Raw genomic sequence first — 20,972 nt, forward strand, 5'->3', positions numbered from 1 at the left:
CGGACGGGAGGGCCGGCGACGGTCGACGCCGCCACGTACTGGACCGCGTTCGCGAGCCTCGACGAGGGCGACCCGGTCGAGGTGCTGCTGGCGCGCCGTCGTCGCTCGGACGCCTACCGGGGGCCGGCGTCGGCCGTGCGCGAGCTCGGGGATGTCGGGGGCACGCTGCGGCGGATCTGCGAGGACCTGCCGGACGGGCGGCACGCGTTCCAGGGGCAGGTCCTCACCAGCGGCGACCTGCTCGCCACCTGGGCCGTGGAGACCGCCGTGCACCACCTCGACCTGCTCGCCGGCCACCCGGCGCCCGAGTCCGCCCTGGACCTGGCCCGGCGGACCTGCGAGGCGCTGCTCGGCGAGCCGCTGCCCACCGGCTGGGCCGACACCGACGCCGTGCTCGTCGCCACCGGTCGCGTCCCGGTGCCGGACGACGGCGCCGCCCTCGCCGGACGCCTGCCGGTGCTCGGCTGAGCGAAGGGCGTCAGGTCCGTCCGGTGAAGGCGATCGAGACGTCGTCGCCGGGCCAGACCTCGACGCCGGCCAGCGAGCCCGCCGGGGCCGCCAGCCGGGACTGCCGGTCCGCCGGGACGCCGAGCAGGTGGCCGAGGACGGCGCGCACGACGTCCGGCGGGCAGACGACCACCGTCGTCCCGCCCCGCTCGACGACGCGGTCCCAGGCGCCGGGCCCGCTCGCGGGGTCCGACCAGCCCCGGTCGACGACCGCGTCCACGCCGAGCGCGTCACCGACCTCGGCGGCCGTCTCGACCGCGTCGTCCCCGGACGCGGTGACGAGGCAGCGGGGCGCCCCGCCGAGCAGTCGCTGCACGGCCGCGGCCGGCGCCGACGACGACCCGCCCGAGCTCGCGACGAGGACCACCCGCACCGGTGTCCCCGACCGCTGCGGCACGGGGGCACATGCCGCCCCGGTCGTCACCGCGCCGCCGCCGGACCCCGATGACTGCTCGGACTCGGCAACGCGGCTCTCCCCCACGCCCGCACCGTCGTCGTGCCGCCGGTCGATCGTGAGGCCGTCCATGCCGTCGTTCGACAGCGCGTCCGCGTCGGAGTTCTGCGCCCGCGGGATCCACTCGTAGCGCACCGAGCCGCCGGCGTCCCGGATGGCCGAGGCGACCTCGCGGGCCTGCAGGGCCAGCCGGCGCATGTCCTCGTGCTTGATCTTCCAGCGGCCGGCCATCTGCTCGACGACGAGCTTGGAGTCCATCCGGGCCAGGACGTCCGCGGCGGGGTCGATGTCACGGGCGGCCTCGAGCCCGGCGATGAGGCCGCGGTACTCGGCGACGTTGTTCGACACCTTGCCCAGCGGCTCGGCCCGCTCGGCGAGCAGCGCGCCGGACTCGGTGTCCCGGACCAGCGCCCCGTAGCCCGCGACGCCGGGGTTGCCCCGTGACCCGCCGTCGGCCTCGACGGTGAGCCGCCGGCTCACAGCCCGGACTCGGGGGTGCGCACGAGGATCCGGCTGCACTCCTCGCAGCGCAGCACCTCGTCCTCGTCGGCGGCGCGGATCTTCGACAGGTCCACGGGGTTGAGCTCGAGCTGGCAGCCGCCGCACCGGCGCTGGGCCAGGGCCGCCGCGCCCGTGCCGGACGAGGCACGGATCCGCTCGTACAGCGCGACGAGGTCCTCCCCCACCTCCGCGACGACGGTGTCCCGCGGCGCCGCGACCTCGTCCGCCTCGGCGTCCAGCCGTGACAGCGCCTCGTCGCGCTCCTGCTCCAGCGCGGTTATGCGCTCGGCGAGCTCGCCGCGGCCCCGCTCGAGCTCGGCGACGTCGTGCTCGGCGTTCTCCGCGCGCTCCATGACCTCGAGCTCGACGTCCTCCAGCTCGCTCTGCCGGCGGGCCAACGAGTCGAGCTCGTGCTGGAGCGCCTGGAGGTCCTTGGCCGTGCCGGTGCCGGCGTCGAGACGGCTCCGGTTCCGGGCGGCGCGGTCGCGGACGAGCTGGACGTCGGCCTCGGACCGGGCGACCTCGCGCTGGACGTCCCCGAGCTCGGTGCGCGAGCGGATCAGCTGGTCGTCGAGCAGCCGCGCCTTGCCGCCGAGGTCCTCGAGCACCGCCAGCTGCGGCAGGGTGCGACGGGCGTGGGCGATCTGACCGAGCCGGGTGTCGAGCGCCTGGAGGTCCAGCAGCCGCTGCTGTCGTGCGGGCTCGGCTCTCACTCGCTACCTCCCAGGTCGGCACCGACGACGAACGTCCAGGGGTCGGTGCGCACCGCGCTGATGTGGGTCTCCACCCTAGTGGCGGCCTCGCCGAGCCCCGCGCGCAGTGCCCGGTCCGCCCGGGCCAGCCAGACGTGCTCGCTCGCCCAGTGCCCCGCGTCGACGAGGTACGGCGGACCGCCGCGCGCCTCCTCGCGCGCCTCGAGGACCGGGTGGTGGCGCAGGTCGGCCGTCACGTAGACGTCGGCGCCCGCGGACCGGACGGCGTCGAACAGGTCGTCCCCCGCGCCGCCCAGCACCGCCACCCGCCGGACCGGTGCGTCCGGCGGCCCGGACACGCGGACCCCTCCGGCCGCCCGCGGCAGGTGCACGACGAGGTCCTCGACGAAGCGGCGCAGCGGCAGCGCCTCGGCCAGGTCGCCGACCCGCCCGAGCGGCTGCCCCTCGACGACGGCCAGCGGCTCGCCGTGCCCGATGCCGCACGCCTCGGCCAGGGCCTCGCTGACCCCGTCGTCGGCCACGTCGGCGTTCGTGTGCGCCACGTACAGGGCGACGTCCCCGACGACGAGGTCGGTGACGGTGGCGCCCTTGGCCGACGTCGTGGCCACGGAGTGGACCCCCCGCAGCAGCAGGGGGTGGTGGACCAGCAGCAGGTCCGCACCGAGGTCGCGCGCCTCCGCGACGACCGCGAGCGTGGGGTCGACGGCGAGGTGGACCCGCCGCACCGGCTGGTCGGGGTCGCCGGTGACGAGCCCGACCCGGTCCCAGGACTGGGCGGTGGCGGGCGGGTAGAGCCGCTCGACGACGTCGAGGACCTCCCGCAGGGTCGGTACCGCGTCGTCGCTCATGTGGGCCCGGCCGGGATCGAACCGACGACCGACGCGGTGTAAACGCGGCGCTCTACCAGCTGAGCTACAGGCCCCAGGACTGCTCGCCCTCGGCGCGACGGCCGGGGTGGCGGCGACGATACCGGCCGGGGCGGCTCAGCTGCTCGCGAGCGCCGCGACCTGCCGCGGCAGGTCGGAGAAGTCGCGCCGCTCCCCCGGGCCGTTGACGAGGGTCCACGCGACGCGTCCCTCCCGGCCGACGAGGAACGTCCCGCGCAGGGCGGCGCCGGTCGACTCGTCGAGCACCCCGAAGGCCCGCGCGACCTCGCCGTGCGGCCAGGCGTCGGACAGCAGCGGGAAGAAGTAGCCCTGGATGTCGGCCCAGGCGCGCACGCTGTAGACGGCGTCGCAGGAGACGCACACCACCTGGAGGTCGTCGGAGACGAACTGCTCGAGGTGGTCGCGGATCTCGTCGAGCTCACCGGTGCAGATGCCGGAGAAGGCCCACGGGTAGAACACGACGACGACGTTCTTCTCGGCGGTGAGCTCGGACAGGCTGACGTCGACGCCGTTCTGGTCCCGGAGGGTGAAGTCCGGGGCGAGGTCGCCGACGGCGAGGGGGGCGGCCGGGACGGTCATGCCCACATCCTGCCAGGTGGGGACGCGGGTCAGCGCCGCCCGGCGGTCTTCGGGGCGACGAGCTTGTGCGCGCGCCAGTCCTCCGACGGGTTGAAGGTGCCGGCCAGGTGCAGCCCCGTGGTCACCGCGGCCTCGTCGATGTCGCTGGGGTCGACCTCGTCGTCCCCGCGCGGGGTGAGGAGGACGACGAAGCCGCCCTCGTCGAGCACGCCGACCATGTCGACGAGCGCATCGCCGAGGTCGCCGTCCTCGGAGCGGAACCACAGGAGCACCGCGTCGGCGACGCCGGTGTACTCGTCGTCCTCCATCTCCGCGCCGCACGCCTCCTCGACCGCGAAGCGGAAGGCGTCGTCGACGTCGGAGTCGTACCCGAACTCCTGGACCACCTGGTCCCGGGCGAAGCCGAGCCGCTCGACGGCTCCGGATCCACTGGTCCCGGGGTCGACCGGCGGTGGGGCGGGGGTGTTCACGGGCACAAACCTCTCACAGGGGATGGACGGTGCGAGACCTAGTCCACCAACGTCGGGGCGTCCGGTGCAACCGTTCCGGGGGCTTTGGCCCGGACTCGCCGTGCGACCCGGGACCGTTCGGCGAGCAGCCCGAGCAGCCGCTCGGCCTCCGCGGTCGCCAGGTGCGGGACCAGCGGGGACACCGGCCCGGGCGTGGAGACCACCCGCGCGGAGGCCACCCCGAGGCGTGCCTGCAGCGGACCCTGCTCCAGCCCCAGCGACTGCACCCGGGCGTAGGGGACGAAGACCGCACGCCGGGTGAGGCGGCCGGAGCGGACGTGGACGGCCGAGGCGGCCAGGGCGTAGCCGATGCGCCGCCACGCCCACGGGTCAAGCCAGCGGACGACGCGGGGCGGCCCGACCCAGCCGCCGTCCGGCCCGCTGCCGTCCAGGGTGGCGACGACGAGCGGGTCCTGCGCCGGCACCCCGAGCGCGCCGAGGACCCGCAGGGCCTCCTCGCGCGTGCCGACCGGCAGCAGCGTCGTCGTGTCGCCGTCGTCCTCCCCGTGCACTCCGGCGACGTTGACGCGCACCCGCCACCAGCCCCACGGCCGCCACCACAGCGGCTGGACGGCCTCGAGGGCCTGCACCCGGTGCACCGGGACGCTGGACACGCGCAGGTCGGTGAGCCCGTGCCGCACCCGCAGCGCCGTCGCGGTCCGCGCCACCGAGAAGTTCCCGTGGACGAGCAGCTCCTTGACCCGGCCGACGGCGAGACCGAGGACCACGGGGACGAGCGCCGGGGCGCCGGCGAGCACCTGGAGGCCGACCCGGGACACCCCGACGGCGGTGGCCACCCCGAGGACCACGATCCCGAGGACGATCGTCGACCCGTGGAGGATCGTCGCGACGAAGAGCCGGCCGTTGGGCACGACCACGAGCGGCACCCCGGCGTCGGCCCCACGTGACGCCCCGGGGGCGTCGTCCTCGGCGTCGGGCGCGACCGCCGCGTCGTCGACCCGACCGGCGAGCTCGAGCAGGTGGACCCGGACCTCCTCCGCCCGGTCGGCCCCGAGGAACGCGAGGGTGAGGTGGGAGTCCGAGCCGCCGGCGGACTGGACGACGACCTGCGACAGCCCGACGAGCCGGGCCAGCAGCGGCCGGGTCGTCTCCACCGCCTGCACCCGCTCGAGGCGGACCTGCCGGTGCTGGCGGAAGACGACGCCCTGGCGCAGCTCGACCTGGCCGTCGGCCACCCGGAAGCGGGTGAACCGCCAGCTGACCCAGGCGCCGGCCGCGACGGCGAGGACGAGCACCACGACGGCGGCCAGGGCGAGGAACGGGTGCGCGACGAGCATCTCGCCGTCTCCGCGCTGACCGGGACCGCCGGGGACGTACACGCCGGTGTCGAAGACGCTCATGACCCGGTCGAAGAGCTGGCTGACGACGTAGCCGCCGACGGCGAGCAGCACCACTCCCCCGCGCAGCAGCGGCGAGAGGGGGTGCAGCCGCTGCCAGCCCCCGTCGTCGGTCACAGGCCCGCCCGCTGGCTCTCCCCACGGGCGGCGAGGCGGGTGCGCAGCGCCTCGGCCTCCGCGGTGGGCAGGCCGGGCAGCGAGCCGCCGCTGGCCGGTGAGGCGGTGTGGATCTCGCACGACGCGATGCCCAGGGCCCGCGACAGCGGCCCGGACTGGATGTCGACGTACTGCAGGCGCCCGTACGGGACGCTGACGAGGGTGCGCAGGACGCGGCCCTTGCGGATGACGATCTCCTCGTCGAGCTCGGCCCAGGAGATTGCCGACACCTGCCGGCGCACGAGCCAGACCCCCCAGGCGGCCAGCAGCAGGACCCCCGCGGTCCCGGCCCAGGCCCACGGCGTGACGAGCAGGGCGACGCCGACCGTCGCCAGCAGCGCCGGCAGCAGGAGGCCGAGGACGACGACGGTGCGCGCGGTCGCGAGCGCCGGCGACACCGGGCGCCAGCCGGGACCCTCGCCGCGCAGCGTCACCGACGGCCCGGCCGACGTCGCCGGAGGGGGCGGCTCGGCCGGAGGGGGCGGCTCGTGCTCGGACATGGCGCCAGTCTGCCCGAGGGGGCCCGTGCCCCCCGCGAACGCCCTCGCGCGGCGGCCGTGTGCTTGCATGGGCCCGTGGGCAGAGTGACGACCCGTGTCCCGCGCACCCGGTACGACCTCGCGCGGTCGGCCGTCGTCGCGCGCCCGGACACCGTCGCCGTCGAGGAGCCCCTCGAGGTGCGGGTCGGGGGCGAGGTCGTGACGACGACGATGCGCACTCCCGGCGACGACTTCGACCTCACCCTCGGCCACCTCCTCACCGAGGGCATGGTCGGCGCCGCCGGCCACGTCGCGACGATGATGCACTGCACCGACGTCGGTCCCGACGGCTCGCCCACCTTCAACGTCGTCGAGGCCGCGCTCTCCCCCGGCACCACGCTGCTGCGGCCCGCCCGCGAGCGCACCGAGTCGATGACCAGCGCCTGCGGCGTCTGCGGATCGGCCTCGGTCGACGCCGTCCGCACCGCGAGCCGCTTCGACGTCGGCGCCGACCCCGTCGTCCTGCCCGCCGCCGTCCTCGCCGCCCTGCCGGACGCGCTGCGCGAGCACCAGTCCGCCTTCGACCGCACCGGTGGCGTCCACGCGGCCGGCATCGCGACCCCGGACGGCGAGCTGCTCGTGGTCCGCGAGGACGTCGGACGGCACAACGCCGTCGACAAGGTCGTCGGCGCGCTCTCCCGCGACCGCGAGCTGCCGTTCGCCGGCACCGTCCTCGTCGTCAGCGCCCGGGCGAGCTTCGAGATCGTGCAGAAGGCGTCCGTCGCGGGCATCCCCGCGGTCGTCGCCGTGGGCGCGCCGACGTCGCTCGCGGTCGAGCTGGCCGCCGACTCCGGCATCACCCTGCTCGCCTTCACCCGCTCGCCGCTGTTCTCCGTCTACGCCCGCCCGGACCGGGTCGAGGCGCCCGCCGACCCGGGACGTACCGACCGGTAGCGCGGACCGGGTTGTGACGCACGCCGCTCGAAGGTGAAAGATGGGAGGACGTGCCCCCGACCGGGGCGCGGCCGAGCACCTGCGAAAGGACGAGCGCGTGGCCCTCCACGAAGACGTCGGCCCGATCCTCAACGGGATCCCCACGCACCTGCCCGACATCGACCCGGACGAGACGGCGGAGTGGCTCGAGAGCCTCGACGCGGTCATCGACGGTCCCGGCCGGATGCGGGCCCGCTACCTCATGCTGCGCCTCCTCGAGCGGGCCCGGTCGATGCAGGTGGGCGTGCCGTCGCTCACGACCACCGACTACGTCAACACCATCGGCCCGGAGCAGGAGCCCTGGTTCCCCGGCGACGAGGACGTCGAGCGCCGGTTCCGCGCCTACCTGCGCTGGAACGCCGCGATGGTCGTCCAGCGCGCCCAGCGCCCGGGCATCGCCGTCGGCGGCCACATCTCGACCTACGCCTCCGCGGCGACGCTGTACGAGGTCGGGATGAACCACTTCTTCCGCGGCAAGGACCACCCCGGCGGCGGGGACCACGTGTTCTTCCAGGGCCACGCCTCCCCGGGCATGTACGCCCGCGCCTTCCTCGAGGGCCGGATCAGCTCCGACCGCCTCGACGGATTCCGCCAGGAGCACAGCCACGTCGTCGACGGCGCGCCGCTGGCCCTGCCGAGCTACCCCCACCCCCGGCTCATGCCGGACTTCTGGGAGTTCCCGACGGTGTCGATGGGCATCGGCCCGATGAACGCGATCTACCAGGCGCAGTTCGACAAGTACCTGCACAACCGCGGCGTCAAGGACACCTCCGAGCAGCACACCTGGGCCTTCCTCGGCGACGGCGAGATGGACGAGCCGGAGTCGCGCGGTCTGCTCCAGCTCGCCGCGCAGGAGGAGCTGGACAACCTCACCTTCGTCGTCAACTGCAACCTGCAGCGCCTCGACGGCCCCGTCCGCGGCAACGGCAAGATCATCCAGGAGCTCGAGGCCTTCTTCCGCGGCGCCGGCTGGAACGTCATCAAGGTCGTCTGGGGCCGCGGCTGGGACCCGCTGCTCGCCGCCGACGGCAACGGCGCGCTCGTCCACCTCATGAACAGCACCTCGGACGGCGACTACCAGACCTTCCGCGCCAACGACGGCAAGTACGTCCGCGAGCACTTCTTCGAGCGCGACCCGCGCACCCGCCGCCTCGTCCAGGACTGGTCGGACGAGGAGATCTGGTGGAAGCTCAAGCGCGGCGGCCACGACTACCGGAAGGTCTACGCGGCGTACAAGTCCGCGCTGGCGCACACCGGGCAGCCGACGGTCATCCTCGCCAAGACCATCAAGGGCTACGGCCTCGGCAAGGGCTTCGCCGGCCGCAACGCGACCCACCAGATGAAGAAGCTGTCGCTGGACGACCTCAAGGCCTTCCGCGACAGCCTCAACATCCCGATCCCCGACGACCAGCTCGAGAACCCGTACGCCGCGCCCTACTTCCACCCGGGCGACGACGACGAGGTCATCCAGTACGCCGTCGAGCGCCGCCGCAAGCTCGGGGGCGGCCTGCCGGAGCGCCGCAGCAAGCACGTGCCCATCCACCTGCCCGAGGGCTCGGCCTACGCGCAGGTGAAGAAGGGCTCCGGGAAGCAGGACGTGGCGACGACGATGGCGTTCGTCCGGCTGCTCAAGGACCTCATGCGGGACAAGGAGTTCGGCAACCGCATCGTGCCGATCATCCCGGACGAGGCCCGCACCTTCGGGATGGACAGCTTCTTCTCGACGATCAAGATCTACAACCCGCACGGGCAGCGGTACACCCCCGTGGACGCGGAGCTCATGCTCGCCTACCGCGAGGCCACCGACGGCCAGATCCTCCACCTCGGCATCAACGAGGCCGGGTCGATGGCGGCGTTCACGGCGTCCGGCACGTCGTACGCGACGCACGGCGAGCCGATGATCCCGATCTACATCTTCTACTCGATGTTCGGGTTCCAGCGCACCGGCGACTCGATCTGGGCCGCCGCCGACCAGATGACCCGCGGCTTCCTCGTCGGCGCCACCGCCGGCCGGACGACCCTGACCGGTGAGGGCCTGCAGCACGCCGACGGACACAGCCCGCTGCTGGCGTCGACCAACCCCGCCGTCGTGCACTACGACCCGGCGTTCGCCTACGAGATCGCGCACATCGTCCAGGACGGCCTGCACCGGATGTACGGCACGGACGACTCGCTCACCGACGACGAGCGCAACCTCATCTACTACCTCACCGTCTACAACGAGCCGATGCGCCAGCCGGCCGAGCCGGAGGACCTCGACCGGGAGGGGCTGCTCAAGGGCATGTACCTCTTCGCCGAGGGCTCCACCGAGGGCGTCGGCGACGACGCGCCGCGGGTCCAGCTGCTCGCCTCCGGGGTCGCCATGCCGTGGGCGCTGGAGGCCCAGGAGCTGCTGCGCGAGGACTGGAAGGTCGTCGCGGACGTGTGGTCGGTGACGTCGTGGAACGAGCTGCGCCGTGACGGCCTGGCCGCCGACGAGGCCCGCTTCCTCCACCCGGACAAGGAGGCCCCGACCCCGTGGGTCACCGCCAAGCTGGACGGGCGCAAGGGCCCGGTCATCGCGGTGTCGGACTACATGCGGGCCGTCCAGGACCAGATCGCGCAGTGGGTGCCGGGCGAGTTCGCCTCGCTCGGGGCCGACGGGTTCGGGTTCTCCGACACCCGCCCGGCCGCCCGCCGGTACTTCCACATCGACGGCCCGTCGATGGCGGTGCGCGCGCTGCAGATGCTCGCCGACGCCGGCGACGTCGAGCGCTCGGTGCCGGACGAGGCCGCGCAGCGCTACCGGCTGCACGACGTCACGGCCGGCGCGTCCGGCAGCACCGAGGGCGCCGACGCCTGACCCCGGCTTTCTCGCCTGATCCCGGAACCTTCGGGTTCGCCGCACCTCCGAAGGTGCGCGAACCCGAAGGTTCCGGCGTCGAGCGGGACAACGCCCGGACCGCCCTACCCCGCACGGCAGCACCCCTCGACCCCCAGGAGTCCCCATGATCGCCGCCTTCAGCATCGCCGGCTCCCCCGACGAGTCCGGGTCCTACGCGGCCGGCGTCGCCGAGGCCGTCCGCATCGTGCGGGACTCCGGGCTGCCCTACGAGACGAACTCGATGTTCACCAACGTCGAGGGCGAGTGGGACGAGGTCATGGCCGTCATCGGGCGGTGCGTCGAGGCCATGTCGGCGGTCAGCCCGCGGGTCTCGCTCGTGCTCAAGTGCGACATCCGCCCCGGCCACACCGGGCAGATCGAGCACAAGGCCGCCCGGGTGCAGGCCCTCCTCGACGACGACGCGGGCGACGGCGCGTGACGCCACCGAATCTCTACCGGCAGAACGTCGTCGACCGACGCCGAGGGCCCGGACACCAGCGCGGTGTCCGGGCCCTCGTCGTACGCGTCAGTGGTGCAGGTCGTAGCGGTCGTTCTCCATGACCTTGACCCAGGCGGCGACGAAGTCGTCGACGAACCGCTGCTCGCCGTCGGCGCTGCCGTAGACCTCGGAGATCGCGCGCAGCTGCGCGTGCGAGCCGAAGACGAGGTCCTCGGCGCCGGCGGTCCAGCGGCCGTCGCTGCTGGAGTACCGGTTCTCCTCGGTCGCGGTGGACCAGGTGACGCCCGGCGCCAGCACCGTCGCGAAGAACCCGTTGTCCAGCCGGCCCGGGTTCTCGGTCAGGGTGCCGCCGACGCCGATGGCGCGCAGGCCGCCGACCATCGCCGTCATCTGCGGCGCGGTGAGGCCGAGCATGAAGGCGCGCTCCAGGAGCAGCGTCTCCGGCTTGGCCTTGTCGCCAGCCCGCAGGTAGCCGCGGAAGCCGTCCGCGCGCGGCTCGAGCCACGCGACGGACTCGACGTCGGTGAGCTCCTGGGTGGCGTCGGTGCGCCCCGGGGTGAAGGGGACGGTGACCTCGCGCCCGGCCTCCCGCGCCGCCTGCTCGATCCCGGCGGAGCCGCCGAGGACGATGAGGTCGGCGAGCGAGACGGTCCGGCCGCCGGCGTCGTCGAAGTCCTTCTTCACCGAGCGCAGGGTGTCCAGGACGGAGGCGAGCTCGTCGGGCTGGTTGACGGCCCACGAGCGCATCGGCTCGAGGGCGATCCGGGCGCCGTTGGCCCCGCCGCGCATGTCGGTGCGACGGAACGAGGCGGCCGAGGCCCACGCCGTCGTCACCAGCTGCTGCACGGTGAGGCCGGAGCCCAGCAGGGCCTGCTTGAGACCGGCGACGTCCTCGTCGGTCAGCTGCTCGCCGGAGCGCGCGGGCACCGGGTCCTGCCAGGGCTGCGGCTCGGGCACCCACGGGCCGAGGAAGCGCTCGATCGGGCCCATGTCGCGGTGGAGCAGCTTGTACCAGGCCTTGGCGAAGGCGAGGCGGAACTCCTCAGGGTTCTCGTGGAACCGGCGCGAGATCTTCTCGTACTCCGGGTCCATCCGCAGCGACAGGTCCGTCGTGAGCATCGTCGGCGGACGCGAGGGCGTGCCGTCCTCCGGGTCGGGCACGGTGTTCGCGCCGCCGCCGTCCTGGGGCTGCCACTGCCAGGCTCCGGCCGGGCTCTTGGTCAGCTCCCACTCGAAGCCGAAGAGGTTGTCGAAGTAGAGGTTGCTCCACTGCGTCGGCTTCTGGGTCCAGGTGACCTCGAGGCCGGAGGTGATGGCATCGCGGCCCTTGCCCGAGCCGTACTCGCTCTTCCAGCCCAGGCCCATGGCGTGGACGGGGCAGCCCTCGGGCTCGGTGCCGACGAGGTCGGGGTCACCGGCGCCGTGGGTCTTGCCGAAGGTGTGCCCGCCGGCGATGAGGGCGACGGTCTCCTCGTCGTTCATCGCCATCCGGCCGAAGGTCTCGCGGATGTCGCGCGCCGCCTTGACCGGGTCGGGCTCGCCGTTGGGGCCCTCGGGGTTGACGTAGATGAGGCCCATCTGGACCGCGCCGAGCGAGCCGGAGAGCTCGCGGTCGCCGCTGTAGCGCTCGTCGCCGAGCCAGGTGTCCTCGGTGCCCCAGTTGACCTCCTCCGGCTCCCAGACGTCGGTGCGGCCGAAGGCGAAGCCGAAGGTCTCGAAGCCCATGTCCTCGAGCGCGACGTTGCCGGCGAGGACGAGCAGATCGGCCCAGGACACGGCCTGCCCGTACTTCTGCTTGACCGGCCACAGCAGGCGGCGGGCCTTGTCGAGGTTGCCGTTGTCGGGCCAGGAGTTCAGCGGGGCGAACCGCTGCTGGCCGCGACCGCCGCCGCCACGCCCGTCCTCGACGCGGTAGGTGCCGGCGGAGTGCCAGCTCATCCGGATGAAGAGCGGCCCGTAGTGCCCGAAGTCGGCCGGCCACCAGTCCTGCGAGGTGCGCATGACCTGGACGAGGTCGGCCTTGAGCGCGTCGACGTCGAGCCCCTTGACGGCCTCGGTGTAGTCGAAGTCGTCGCCGAGCGGGTTGCCCTTGCGGTCGTTGCTGTGGAGCACCGACAGGTCGAGCTGGTCGGGCCACCAGTCCTGGTTGGTGCGGGGGCGCGTCCCGGTGGCGGGCGTCGGGGTGTCGAGGGCCGGGTTCTCGCTGTCGCTGCCCTCGGCGGTCACGCCGCCGTGCTGCTGGTCGGTCACGTCAGTCCATCTCCTGTGTCGCGTCGGTGGTGGTGCTGGATGGTCGGGGGTGGCTCGCGTCCTCCGCCGCGGCCGCGCACCGGGGGCAGGTGCCCCAGTACACGACCTCGGCCTCGTCGATCGCGAAGCCGTGGTCCTCGGACGCGACGAGGCAGGGGGTCTCCCCCACCGCGCAGTCGACGTCCGCGATGGTGCCGCAGGTGCGGCACACGACGTGGTGGTGGTTGTCACCGACCCGCGCCTCGTAGCGCGCCAGGGAGCCCGGCGGCTGGATGCGGCGGATGAGCCCGGTGTCGGTGAGCACCCGCAGCACGTCGTAGACGGCCTGGTGCGACACCGTGCCGAGGTCCGCGCGGACGGCGTGGGCGATGGCGTCGGTGTCGGCGTGCGGGTGGTCGTGCACCGCCGCGAGGACGGCGAGCCGCGGACGCGTCACGCGCAGCGTGGCGGCACGCAGCATGTGGTCGAAGGCGGGCGTCGTCGGCACGGGCGTCATCCTTGCGACTTCTCTGGAACGAGTCAAGAATCGCCGGTCGGGCCGCGCGCCGTGGGGGCGTTTTGTGGATATGCAGAACTCTGCATATAGTTGCAGCCGTGTCCAAGGTCCTCACCTCGCTCCCGGCCGGCCAGCGCGTCGGCATCGCCTTCTCCGGAGGTCTCGACACCTCCGTCGCCGTCGCGTGGATGCGCGAGCGCGGGGCGGTGCCGTGCACGTACACCGCCGACCTCGGCCAGTACGACGAGCCGGAGATCGAGACCGTCCCCGACCGCGCGGGCCAGTACGGCGCCGAGCTCGCCCGGCTCGTCGACTGCCGGGCCGCCCTCGTCGAGGAGGGGCTCTCGGCCATCGCCTGCGGCGCCTTCCACATCCGCAGCGGCGGGCGGACCTACTTCAACACGACCCCGCTCGGGCGGGCCGTCACCGGCACCCTCCTCGTGCGGGCCATGCAGGCCGACGACGTGCAGATCTGGGGCGACGGCTCGACGTTCAAGGGCAACGACATCGAGCGCTTCTACCGCTACGGCCTGCTCGCCAACCCCGACCTGCGGATCTACAAGCCGTGGCTCGACGACGCGTTCGTCTCCGAGCTCGGCGGCCGGCACGAGATGAGCGCTTGGCTGACCGAGCGCGACCTGCCCTACCGCGCGTCGCAGGAGAAGGCGTACTCCACCGACGCGAACATCTGGGGCGCGACCCACGAGGCCAAGACGCTCGAGCACCTCGACACCTCGCTGGAGACCGTCGAGCCCATCATGGGCGTGCGCTTCTGGGACCCCGAGGTCGCCATCGAGACCGAGGACGTGACGATCTCGTTCGTCGAGGGACGACCCTCCGCCGTCAACGGTGTGCGGCTGGACCCCGTGGCGCTGGTCCACGAGGCGAACACCATCGGCGGCCGGCACGGGCTCGGGATGTCGGACCAGATCGAGAACCGGATCATCGAGGCCAAGTCGCGCGGCATCTACGAGGCGCCGGGCATGGCCCTGCTGCACATCGCCTACGAGCGGCTGCTCAACGCCGTCCACAACGAGGACACCATCGCCAGCTACCACCAGGAGGGCCGCCGGCTCGGCCGGCTGCTCTACGAGGGCCGGTGGCTGGACCCGCAGAGCCTCATGATCCGCGAGTCGATCCAGCGCTGGATCGCCTCGGTCGTCACCGGCGAGGTGACCCTGCGGCTGCGGCGCGGCGAGGACTACTCGGTGCTCGACACCCGGGGCGAGAACTTCAGCTACGCCCCCGAGCGGCTGTCGATGGAGCGGGTCGAGAACGCCGCGTTCGGGCCAGCCGACCGGATCGGGCAGCTGACGATGCGCAACCTCGACATCGCGGACAGCCGGGCCAAGCTCGAGCTCTACGCCGGCCAGCCCGTCGACCAGGGCCACCTGCTCGTCGAGAACGGCACCCTCTTCGGCGAGCTCCCGGCCGGCGGGTACGACCGGATCGCCGCCAACCCCGCCGCGACCGGCGACGAGGAGGGCGCGCTGGACCGCGCGGCCATGGAGTTCGGCACCGACTGAGCGCTCGCTCGTCGGGTTCGGACAAATATGCTGACCCGGTGATCGCGCCCGCCCGCCCCTCGGAGGCCACCCGGGCCGCCGTCGCGCGGGCCGCGGGCGACCTCGGGGCCGCGGCCGTCCGGCAGATGGAGGCCGACCACGCGTGGTTCCGCTCGCTGCGGGCCGAGGACCGCTCGTGGGTCGGGCTCGTCGCCCAGGCCGGCATCACGAGCTTCCTCGAGTGGTTCGGCGGCGACCAGGACCGGCCCGCCGTCACGGCCGACGTCTTCGGCACCGCCCCGCGCGAGCTCACCCGCTCGATCAGCCTGGCGCAGACCCTCGACCTGCTGCGCACCGTCATCGCCGTCGTCGAGCGCGACATCGCCGGGCTCGCCGTGCCGGGCGAGGCCGACACCGCCCGCGAGGCGGTGCTGCGCTACAGCCGCGAGGTCGCTTTCGCCGCCGCCGAGGTCTACGCCGAGGCGGCCGAGGCCCGCGGGGCGTGGGACGCCCGCCTGGAGTCGCTCGTGGTCGACGCCGTCATCCGCGGCGAGGCCGACGACTCGATGCAGTCCCGGGCGGCCGCGCTCGGCTGGGGCGCGGTGACGGCGGTGGCCGTCGTCGTCGGCTCCACCCCGTCCGGCGCCACCGGCCACATGGTCGGCGAGCTGCACCGCACGGCGCGGCGGATCGGCTGCCAGCTGCTCGTCGCCGTGCAGGGCCCGCGGGTCGTGTGCATCGGCGGGGGCGTCGAGGACCCGATGGCGCTGGCCCGGGCCCTGGACCCCCACCTCGGTCAGGGCCCGCTCGTGCTCGGACCGGCGGTGCCGCACCTGTTCGCCGCCGGCCGCAGCGCCCGGGCGGCCATCTCGGGGCACACCGCCGCCCCCGCCTGGCCGCACGCGCCGCGCCCGGTCCCCGCCGACGACCTGCTCGCCGAACGGGCGCTCGTGGGGGACATGCCTGCCCGCAACGCCCTGACCGCCCGCATCGTCCGGCCGCTGGCCGACGCCGGCGGCGGGTCCCTCCTCGAGACCGCCGCCGCCTGGCTGGACGGCGGGCTCGGGGTCGAGGGCACCGCGCGGGCGCTCATCGTGCACCCGAACACCGTCCGCTACCGCCTGGCCGGCATCGAGAAGGCCACCGGGTACGACCTCACCGACCCCCACGACGCCCAGACGGTGCGGATCGCCCTGGCCCTGCACCGCCTCGGTCCCGTGGCCCGCGTCGCCCCTCGGTGACCTCGCTCACCCCCGTTGTGGAGAACCTCCAAAACCGGCCCGCGAGGTTCGTCCCCGCTCGTCGCGAACCGGCGCCGCCGGACACGACACGCTGGGACACGTGATCGTCATCGTCTGCCCCGGCCAGGGCGCCCAGACGCCCGGGTTCCTCGCCCCGTGGCTCGAGCTGCCCGGCGCGCGCGAGCACCTCGCCGCCCTCTCCGACGCGGCGCAGGTCGACCTCGTCGCGCACGGCACGACCTCGGACGCCGACACGATCAAGGACACCGCCGTCGCGCAGCCGCTGCTCGTCGGCGCCGGGCTGCTCGCGCTGCGGGCGCTCGGCGGCACCGACCGGGCGGGCGCCCTGGCCGGGCACTCGGTGGGCGAGATCACCGCGGCCGCCGGGGCCGGGGTGCTCCCCGAGGAGGACGCGATGCGCCTCGTCGCCCTCCGCGGGCGCGGCATGGCCGAGGCCAGCGCGGCGACCCCGACGGGCATGAGCGCCGTGGTCGGGGGTGACGCGGGCGAGGTGCTCGACGCCATCGAGTCCCACGGCCTCACCCCCGCGAACGTCAACAGTGCCGGCCAGGTCGTCGCCGCCGGTGACCTCGACTCCCTCGCCGCGCTGGCCGCGCAGCCGCCCGCCCGGGCCCGGGTCATCCCGCTGCAGGTCGCGGGCGCCTTCCACACCTCCTACATGCAGCCCGCGGTCGACGCGCTCACCACCGCGGCCGCCGACCTCTCCCCCGCCGACGCCACGGTCCCGCTCGTCTCGAACCGGGACGGCGAGGTCGTCACCGACGGGCGCGAGGTGCTGGACCGGATCGTCGCGCAGGTCTCGAGCCCGGTGCGCTGGGACCTGTGCTCGGACCGGTTCGCCGCGCTCGGGGTCACCGCGCTCATCGAGGTCCCCCCGGCCGGCACCCTCACGGGCCTGGCCAAGCGCGCGCTCAAGGGCGTCGAGCTGCTCGCCCTGAAGACCCCGGACGACCTCGAGGCCGCCCGCACCCTGCTCGAGGAGCACGCCGCATGACCGTCACCCCGAAGGGCCTCGCCGGCGAGCTGCGCACCCCGCCGGTCGCGCACGCCCGCATCAGCGGCATCGGGGGCTACCGGCCGCGGCGCGTCGTCCCGAACGCCGAGCTCGTCGATCGCATCGACTCCTCCGACGAGTGGATCCGCGAGCGCTCGGGCATCATCGAGCGCCGCTTCGCCGGCGAGGGCGAGTCGGTCATCGACATGTCCGAGTTCGCGACGACCCCCGCGCTGGAGATGGCCGGCATCACCGCCGACCAGCTCGACGCCGTCATCGTCGCCACCGTCAGCTGGCCCTACCAGACCCCGGCGGCGGCGCCCATGCTCGCCGAGCGGCTCGGGAGCAAGGCGGCGGCGTTCGACATCTCCGCGGCGTGCGCCGGCTACTGCCACGGCATCGCGCTGGCCGGCGACATGGTCCGGGCCGGCACCGCGCAGCACGTGCTCGTCGTCGGTGTCGAGCGGCTGTCGGACTTCACGAGCCTGGACGACCGCGGCACCGCGTTCATCTTCGCCGACGGCGCCGGCGCGGCGGTCGTCAGCCGCTCCGAGACGCCGGGCATCGGGCCGACGGTCTGGGGCTCCGACGGCGCCCAGTGGCCGGCGATCTCGCAGACCGAGTCCTGGATCGACGTGCACGAGAAGAACCTCGGCTGGCCGCACATCGGGATGGCCGGCCAGACGGTCTTCCGCTGGGCCGTGTGGGGCATGGCGCCCGTGGCCCAGCAGGCGCTCGACGCCGCCGGTGTCACCGCCGACCAGCTCGACGCGTTCGTCCCGCACCAGGCGAACGTCCGGATCATCGACGCCATGGCGAAGAAGCTCGACCTGCCCGCCGACCTGCCGATCGCGCGGGACATCGCGTACACCGGCAACACCTCGGCAGCCTCGGTCCCGCTCGCCATGGAGCGGATGATCCGGCACGGCGAGATCCCGCGCGGCGGGCTCGCCCTGCAGATCGGGTTCGGGGCCGGGCTGTCGTTCGCGGCCCAGGTCGTCGTCATCCCCTGAGACTCCCGTGGGCCCACGGGTCACCCGGGCCAAGCACCACTCGTCACCCACCGAAGGAGAGCGCAATGGCAGACCAGCAGGAGATCCTCAGCGGCCTCGCGGAGATCGTCAACGAGGAGACCGGTCTGGACCCGGCCGAGGTCCAGATGGACAAGTCGTTCACCGACGACCTCGACATCGACTCGCTGTCGATGATGACCATCGTCGTCAACGCCGAGGAGAAGTTCGGCGTGCGCATCCCCGACGACGAGGTCAAGAACCTCACCACCGTCGGCGACGCCGTCACCTACATCCAGAACAACCAGGGCTGACCCGCCCGTCCACCCCGGGCCCGTCCCTCCCGACGGGCCCGGGGCCGGCGGCCCGCCCACCCGCGCCGGCCGTCACCCCGACACCCAAGGAGCCTTGAGCAGCCATGAGCGAGCGTCGCGTCGTCGTCACCGGACTCGGAGCCACCACACCCCTCGGCGGCACCATCGCCGAGACCTGGGACGGCGTCCTCGCCGGCCGCTCCGGCGCCAAGCCCCTGCCCGAGGACATGCTCGAACGGTACGAGCTGCCGGTGCACTTCGCCTGCACCATCGCCGTCGACCCCTCCGAGGTGCTCAGCAAGGTCCAGATCCGCCGGATGGACCCCAGCGCGCAGTACGCGGTCATCGCCGCCCAGGCCGCGATGGAGGACGCCGGCTCCCCCGAGCCGGACCCCGAGCGGCTGGGGGTCGCCATCGGCACCGGCATCGGCGGGGTGTGGACGCTGCTGGACCAGTGGGACAACCTGCGCGAGAAGGGCGTCCGCCGGGTCTTCCCGCTCGCCGTCCCCATGCTCATGCCCAACACCTCCTCCGGCAACGTCTCGCTGCTGCTCGGCGCCCGCGCCGGCGCGCACACGACCGTCTCGGCCTGCGCCTCGGGCGCGGAGTCGATGGGCACCGGCTACGAGATGATCCGCCAGGGCCGCGCCGACGTCGTCGTCGCCGGCGGCACCGAGGCCGCGATGCACCCCATCTGCTTCGCCGGGTTCGCCCAGATGCAGGCGCTCTCGACCCGCAACGACGACATCGAGCACGCCTCGCGGCCCTACGACACCGGCCGCGACGGCTTCGTCATGGGCGAGGGCGCCGCCGTCATGGTGCTCGAGGAGTACGAGCACGCCAAGGCCCGCGGCGCTCGCATCTACGCCGAGTTCGGCTCGATCGGGATGTCGGCCGACGCCCACCACATCACCGCTCCCGAGCCCGAGGGCGCCGGGGCCAGCCGCGCCATGCGCGAGGCCGTCGAGCGCGCGGGCCTCGCCGACTCCGACATCGTCCACATCAACGCGCACGCGACCTCCACCCCGGTCGGCGACGTCGCCGAGGCCAACGCCATCCGCCGTGCCTTCGGGGCCGCGGCCGACGGGATGCCGGTGAGCGCGACGAAGTCGATGACCGGTCACCTGCTCGGCGCCGCCGGCGCCCTGGAGGGGCTGCTCACCGTGCTCGCGGTGCACCACCGGACCGCTCCGGCGGCCATCAACGTCGAGGACCTCGACAGCAAGGTCGACCTCGACGTCATCCGCGGGGAGCACCGGACCCTGCCCGACGGGGACATCGCCGCGCTCAACAACTCCTTCGGGTTCGGCGGCCACAACGTCGCCCTCGTCGTCAAGAGCGTCTGACCCGGCGGGCCTCCTCCGGCTACCGTTCCTCCGTGGACGAGGGGGTGGCGGCGCCGCGACGGGCGCCGGTCGAGACGCGGTACACCGCGTCCCGGGAGGTCGCGCGGCGTGAGGCCGACGCCCTCGCGACGTGGCTGCTCCACCGACCGGGCCGCGGACGGAGGCTGGCGCGCCGGGTCGGCGGGCTCACGGCGGGTCTCCTGCTCGTCGCCGCGGGGATGGTCCTCGTCGTCGACGTGGCCCCCGTCCCCACCGCCGGCTTCTTCGGCGGGTGCGCGGTGCTCCTGGCGGCCTTCGAGGTCCTCGGCGCCCCGGCCCTGACCCGCCGCCGCTGCCGCCGCTTCGTCTCCTCCCGGGTCATGCCGGGCAGCGAGTCCCGGGCCGCCTTCACCCCGGCGACGCTCGAGCTGCGCACCCCCGGCGTCGACCGTCGCATCGACCTCGCGAACGTGGTGCACGCCGCCCGCGTCGGGCCGGACCTGGTCCTGGAGACCCCCGGGCCGTCGGTGCTCGTCGTCGTCGGCGAGCTGCTGACGCCCGAGGCGGACGGCGTCCTCGAGGCCGCTCTCGGCGACCGGTTGCGACGCCTGCGGTGAGCACCTCGCCGCCGGAGCGCCGCGTCGTCAGTCAGGAGCAGGTGGACCGCGAGGTCGCCCTGCGGGGTCAGCCGACCTTGTGCAGCCAGCGGACGGGTGCACCGTCACCGGCGTAGCGGAAGGGCTCGAGCTCGGTGTCCCACTCGAGCCCGAGGACCTCCTCGAGCATCTCCTGCATCGCCTCGGAGCTGCCTTGGGCGAGCAGGACGACCTCGCGCAGCCGGTCCTCGTTGACGACGGCGTCCCCGTTGGCGGAGGTCCAGGTGTGGTGGATGCCGAGGCGCGGGGTGTGCGACCAGCGGGAGCCGTCGCAGCCGGGGCTGGGCTCCTCGGTGACCTCGTAGCGCAGGTGCTCCCAGCCACGCAGGGCGGAGGCGATGCGAGCACCGGTGCCGGCCTCGCCGGCCCAGCTGAGCTCGGTGCGGACCAGGCCCGGGGCCGCGGGCTGCTCGGTCCAGTGCACGCTGACGCGGGCCCCGAGGACACCCTCGACGGCCCAGACCACGTGCGGGCACAGCGCCTTCGGCGTGGAGTGGACGTAGAGCACTCCCCGCGTGGCGGCGCGCGGCATCGCGACAGACATCTCGGTCTCCTTCACGTGCGGTGGACGTCTTCCCCAACGCCGTCGCAGGTGGTGAGCCGATGAGCTGTCGATCTCGTGTGCGGGCACGCGGACGTGCCGTTGTGCGTCACATTGTGCACCACCAGGCGCACCCGCACCACTGATCCCGGCGATCACG

The 20,972-nt window shown here is 73.9% G+C and carries 20 protein-coding genes, 1 tRNA gene and 1 pseudogene; 11 read left to right on the forward strand and 11 right to left on the reverse strand.

Translation table 11 applies throughout. The features are described from left to right. Positions 1 to 468: pseudogene (locus tag EPD83_RS16815) on the forward strand (hypothetical protein); the annotation flags it as partial. A 10-nt stretch (positions 469 to 478) separates the two neighbouring features. Here EPD83_RS16815 and EPD83_RS16820 read toward each other — a convergent pair. The 8 genes from EPD83_RS16820 to EPD83_RS16855 all read right to left on the reverse strand — a co-directional run bounded on the left by EPD83_RS16820 (position 479) and on the right by EPD83_RS16855 (position 6,164). Further along, the gene (locus EPD83_RS16820; RefSeq protein WP_165566898.1) at positions 479 to 1,441 is read right to left on the reverse strand and encodes a reverse transcriptase-like protein; all 963 of its coding nucleotides are present in this window, start codon (positions 1,439 to 1,441) and stop codon (positions 479 to 481) included. Then, complete coding sequence (locus tag EPD83_RS16825) at positions 1,438 to 2,175, reverse strand: zinc ribbon domain-containing protein (RefSeq protein ID WP_128367510.1); 738 nt, start codon at positions 2,173 to 2,175, stop codon at positions 1,438 to 1,440. The genes EPD83_RS16820 and EPD83_RS16825 overlap by 4 nt, the downstream gene beginning before the upstream one ends. Further along, the gene (locus tag EPD83_RS16830) at positions 2,172 to 3,023 is read right to left on the reverse strand and encodes a Nif3-like dinuclear metal center hexameric protein (RefSeq protein WP_128367511.1); all 852 of its coding nucleotides are present in this window, start codon (positions 3,021 to 3,023) and stop codon (positions 2,172 to 2,174) included. The genes EPD83_RS16825 and EPD83_RS16830 overlap by 4 nt, the downstream gene beginning before the upstream one ends. 1 nt (position 3,024) lies before the next feature. After that, a tRNA-Val gene (locus EPD83_RS16835) sits at positions 3,025 to 3,097 on the reverse strand. A gap of 61 nt (positions 3,098 to 3,158) precedes the next feature. Beyond that, complete coding sequence (locus EPD83_RS16840) at positions 3,159 to 3,641, reverse strand: peroxiredoxin (RefSeq protein WP_128367512.1); 483 nt, start codon at positions 3,639 to 3,641, stop codon at positions 3,159 to 3,161. Positions 3,642 to 3,670: 29 nt separating this feature from the next. Beyond that, positions 3,671 to 4,111 (reverse strand): DUF3052 domain-containing protein, encoded by a 441-nt coding sequence (locus tag EPD83_RS16845; RefSeq protein ID WP_128367513.1) that lies wholly within the window; start codon positions 4,109 to 4,111, stop codon positions 3,671 to 3,673. Between the two features lie 38 nt (positions 4,112 to 4,149). After that, positions 4,150 to 5,625, reverse strand: a complete 1,476-nt coding sequence (locus EPD83_RS16850) for a PH domain-containing protein (RefSeq protein WP_165566899.1) — start codon at positions 5,623 to 5,625, stop codon at positions 4,150 to 4,152. Continuing rightward, positions 5,622 to 6,164 (reverse strand): PH domain-containing protein, encoded by a 543-nt coding sequence (locus EPD83_RS16855; RefSeq protein WP_128366726.1) that lies wholly within the window; start codon positions 6,162 to 6,164, stop codon positions 5,622 to 5,624. Before EPD83_RS16855 ends, EPD83_RS16850 begins: the two co-directional genes overlap by 4 nt. Before the next feature lie 75 nt (positions 6,165 to 6,239). On the opposite strand from EPD83_RS16855, the gene fdhD reads away from it, so the two are divergent. From fdhD to EPD83_RS16870, 3 genes are all read left to right on the forward strand, one after another. Further along, entirely contained in the window at positions 6,240 to 7,097 is an 858-nt protein-coding gene (gene fdhD / locus EPD83_RS16860) for a formate dehydrogenase accessory sulfurtransferase FdhD (RefSeq protein ID WP_128366725.1), read from the forward strand. 40 nt (positions 7,098 to 7,137) lie between these two features. After that, complete coding sequence (aceE, locus tag EPD83_RS16865; protein WP_128366724.1) at positions 7,138 to 9,978, forward strand: pyruvate dehydrogenase (acetyl-transferring), homodimeric type; 2,841 nt, start codon at positions 7,138 to 7,140, stop codon at positions 9,976 to 9,978. 145 nt (positions 9,979 to 10,123) lie between these two features. Continuing rightward, complete coding sequence (locus EPD83_RS16870; RefSeq protein ID WP_128366723.1) at positions 10,124 to 10,438, forward strand: thiamine-binding protein; 315 nt, start codon at positions 10,124 to 10,126, stop codon at positions 10,436 to 10,438. An 87-nt stretch (positions 10,439 to 10,525) separates the two neighbouring features. Here the strand turns inward: EPD83_RS16870 and katG are convergent, their stop codons facing one another. Then, the gene (katG, locus tag EPD83_RS16875) at positions 10,526 to 12,709 is read right to left on the reverse strand and encodes a catalase/peroxidase HPI (RefSeq protein ID WP_165566900.1); all 2,184 of its coding nucleotides are present in this window, start codon (positions 12,707 to 12,709) and stop codon (positions 10,526 to 10,528) included. A gap of 1 nt (position 12,710) precedes the next feature. Next, on the reverse strand, positions 12,711 to 13,169 hold the full coding sequence (locus EPD83_RS16880; protein WP_407676035.1) for a Fur family transcriptional regulator: 459 nt from the start codon (positions 13,167 to 13,169) through the stop codon (positions 12,711 to 12,713). Positions 13,170 to 13,303: 134 nt separating this feature from the next. On the opposite strand from EPD83_RS16880, the gene argG reads away from it, so the two are divergent. The 7 genes from argG (at position 13,304) to EPD83_RS16915 (ending at position 20,232) form a co-directional block, all read left to right on the forward strand. Next, on the forward strand, positions 13,304 to 14,731 hold the full coding sequence (argG, locus tag EPD83_RS16885; RefSeq protein WP_128367199.1) for an argininosuccinate synthase: 1,428 nt from the start codon (positions 13,304 to 13,306) through the stop codon (positions 14,729 to 14,731). Between the two features lie 38 nt (positions 14,732 to 14,769). After that, a complete protein-coding gene (locus tag EPD83_RS16890) occupies positions 14,770 to 15,951 on the forward strand; it encodes a PucR family transcriptional regulator (RefSeq protein ID WP_235950684.1) in 1,182 nt (393 codons plus the stop codon). Positions 15,952 to 16,051: 100 nt separating this feature from the next. Beyond that, entirely contained in the window at positions 16,052 to 16,966 is a 915-nt protein-coding gene (locus EPD83_RS16895; protein WP_128367687.1) for an ACP S-malonyltransferase, read from the forward strand. Then, positions 16,963 to 17,979 (forward strand): beta-ketoacyl-ACP synthase III, encoded by a 1,017-nt coding sequence (locus tag EPD83_RS16900; protein WP_128367686.1) that lies wholly within the window; start codon positions 16,963 to 16,965, stop codon positions 17,977 to 17,979. Before EPD83_RS16895 ends, EPD83_RS16900 begins: the two co-directional genes overlap by 4 nt. Before the next feature lie 65 nt (positions 17,980 to 18,044). Beyond that, positions 18,045 to 18,290 carry an acyl carrier protein gene (locus EPD83_RS16905; RefSeq protein WP_128367685.1) on the forward strand — a complete coding sequence of 82 codons (246 nt, stop codon included), beginning with the start codon at positions 18,045 to 18,047 and terminating at the stop codon, positions 18,288 to 18,290. Positions 18,291 to 18,394: 104 nt separating this feature from the next. Further along, on the forward strand, positions 18,395 to 19,636 hold the full coding sequence (gene fabF / locus EPD83_RS16910; protein WP_165566902.1) for a beta-ketoacyl-ACP synthase II: 1,242 nt from the start codon (positions 18,395 to 18,397) through the stop codon (positions 19,634 to 19,636). Positions 19,637 to 19,668: 32 nt separating this feature from the next. Beyond that, positions 19,669 to 20,232, forward strand: a complete 564-nt coding sequence (locus EPD83_RS16915; protein ID WP_165566903.1) for a hypothetical protein — start codon at positions 19,669 to 19,671, stop codon at positions 20,230 to 20,232. 67 nt (positions 20,233 to 20,299) lie between these two features. Here EPD83_RS16915 and EPD83_RS16920 read toward each other — a convergent pair whose 3' ends face one another. Then, entirely contained in the window at positions 20,300 to 20,815 is a 516-nt protein-coding gene (locus tag EPD83_RS16920) for a DUF3145 domain-containing protein (RefSeq protein ID WP_165566904.1), read from the reverse strand. Positions 20,816 to 20,972: the final 157 nt, after the last annotated feature.

Source organism: Phycicoccus flavus (genome assembly GCF_004025965.2).
Classification (GTDB): domain Bacteria; phylum Actinomycetota; class Actinomycetes; order Actinomycetales; family Dermatophilaceae; genus Phycicoccus; species Phycicoccus flavus.

Coding starts and splice junctions, on each gene's coding strand:
- EPD83_RS16830 (WP_128367511.1), bottom strand. CDS start 3,023: ATGAGCGACGACGCGGTACCGACCCTGCGGGAGGTCCTCGACGTCGTC.
- EPD83_RS16840 (WP_128367512.1), bottom strand. CDS start 3,641: ATGACCGTCCCGGCCGCCCCCCTCGCCGTCGGCGACCTCGCCCCGGAC.
- EPD83_RS16855 (WP_128366726.1), bottom strand. CDS start 6,164: ATGTCCGAGCACGAGCCGCCCCCTCCGGCCGAGCCGCCCCCTCCGGCG.
- aceE (WP_128366724.1), top strand. CDS start 7,138: ATGGGAGGACGTGCCCCCGACCGGGGCGCGGCCGAGCACCTGCGAAAG.
- EPD83_RS16870 (WP_128366723.1), top strand. CDS start 10,124: ATGATCGCCGCCTTCAGCATCGCCGGCTCCCCCGACGAGTCCGGGTCC.
- EPD83_RS16880 (WP_407676035.1), bottom strand. CDS start 13,169: ATGCTGCGTGCCGCCACGCTGCGCGTGACGCGTCCGCGGCTCGCCGTC.
- EPD83_RS16900 (WP_128367686.1), top strand. CDS start 16,963: ATGACCGTCACCCCGAAGGGCCTCGCCGGCGAGCTGCGCACCCCGCCG.
- EPD83_RS16905 (WP_128367685.1), top strand. CDS start 18,045: ATGGCAGACCAGCAGGAGATCCTCAGCGGCCTCGCGGAGATCGTCAAC.
- fabF (WP_165566902.1), top strand. CDS start 18,395: ATGAGCGAGCGTCGCGTCGTCGTCACCGGACTCGGAGCCACCACACCC.
- EPD83_RS16920 (WP_165566904.1), bottom strand. CDS start 20,815: ATGTCTGTCGCGATGCCGCGCGCCGCCACGCGGGGAGTGCTCTACGTC.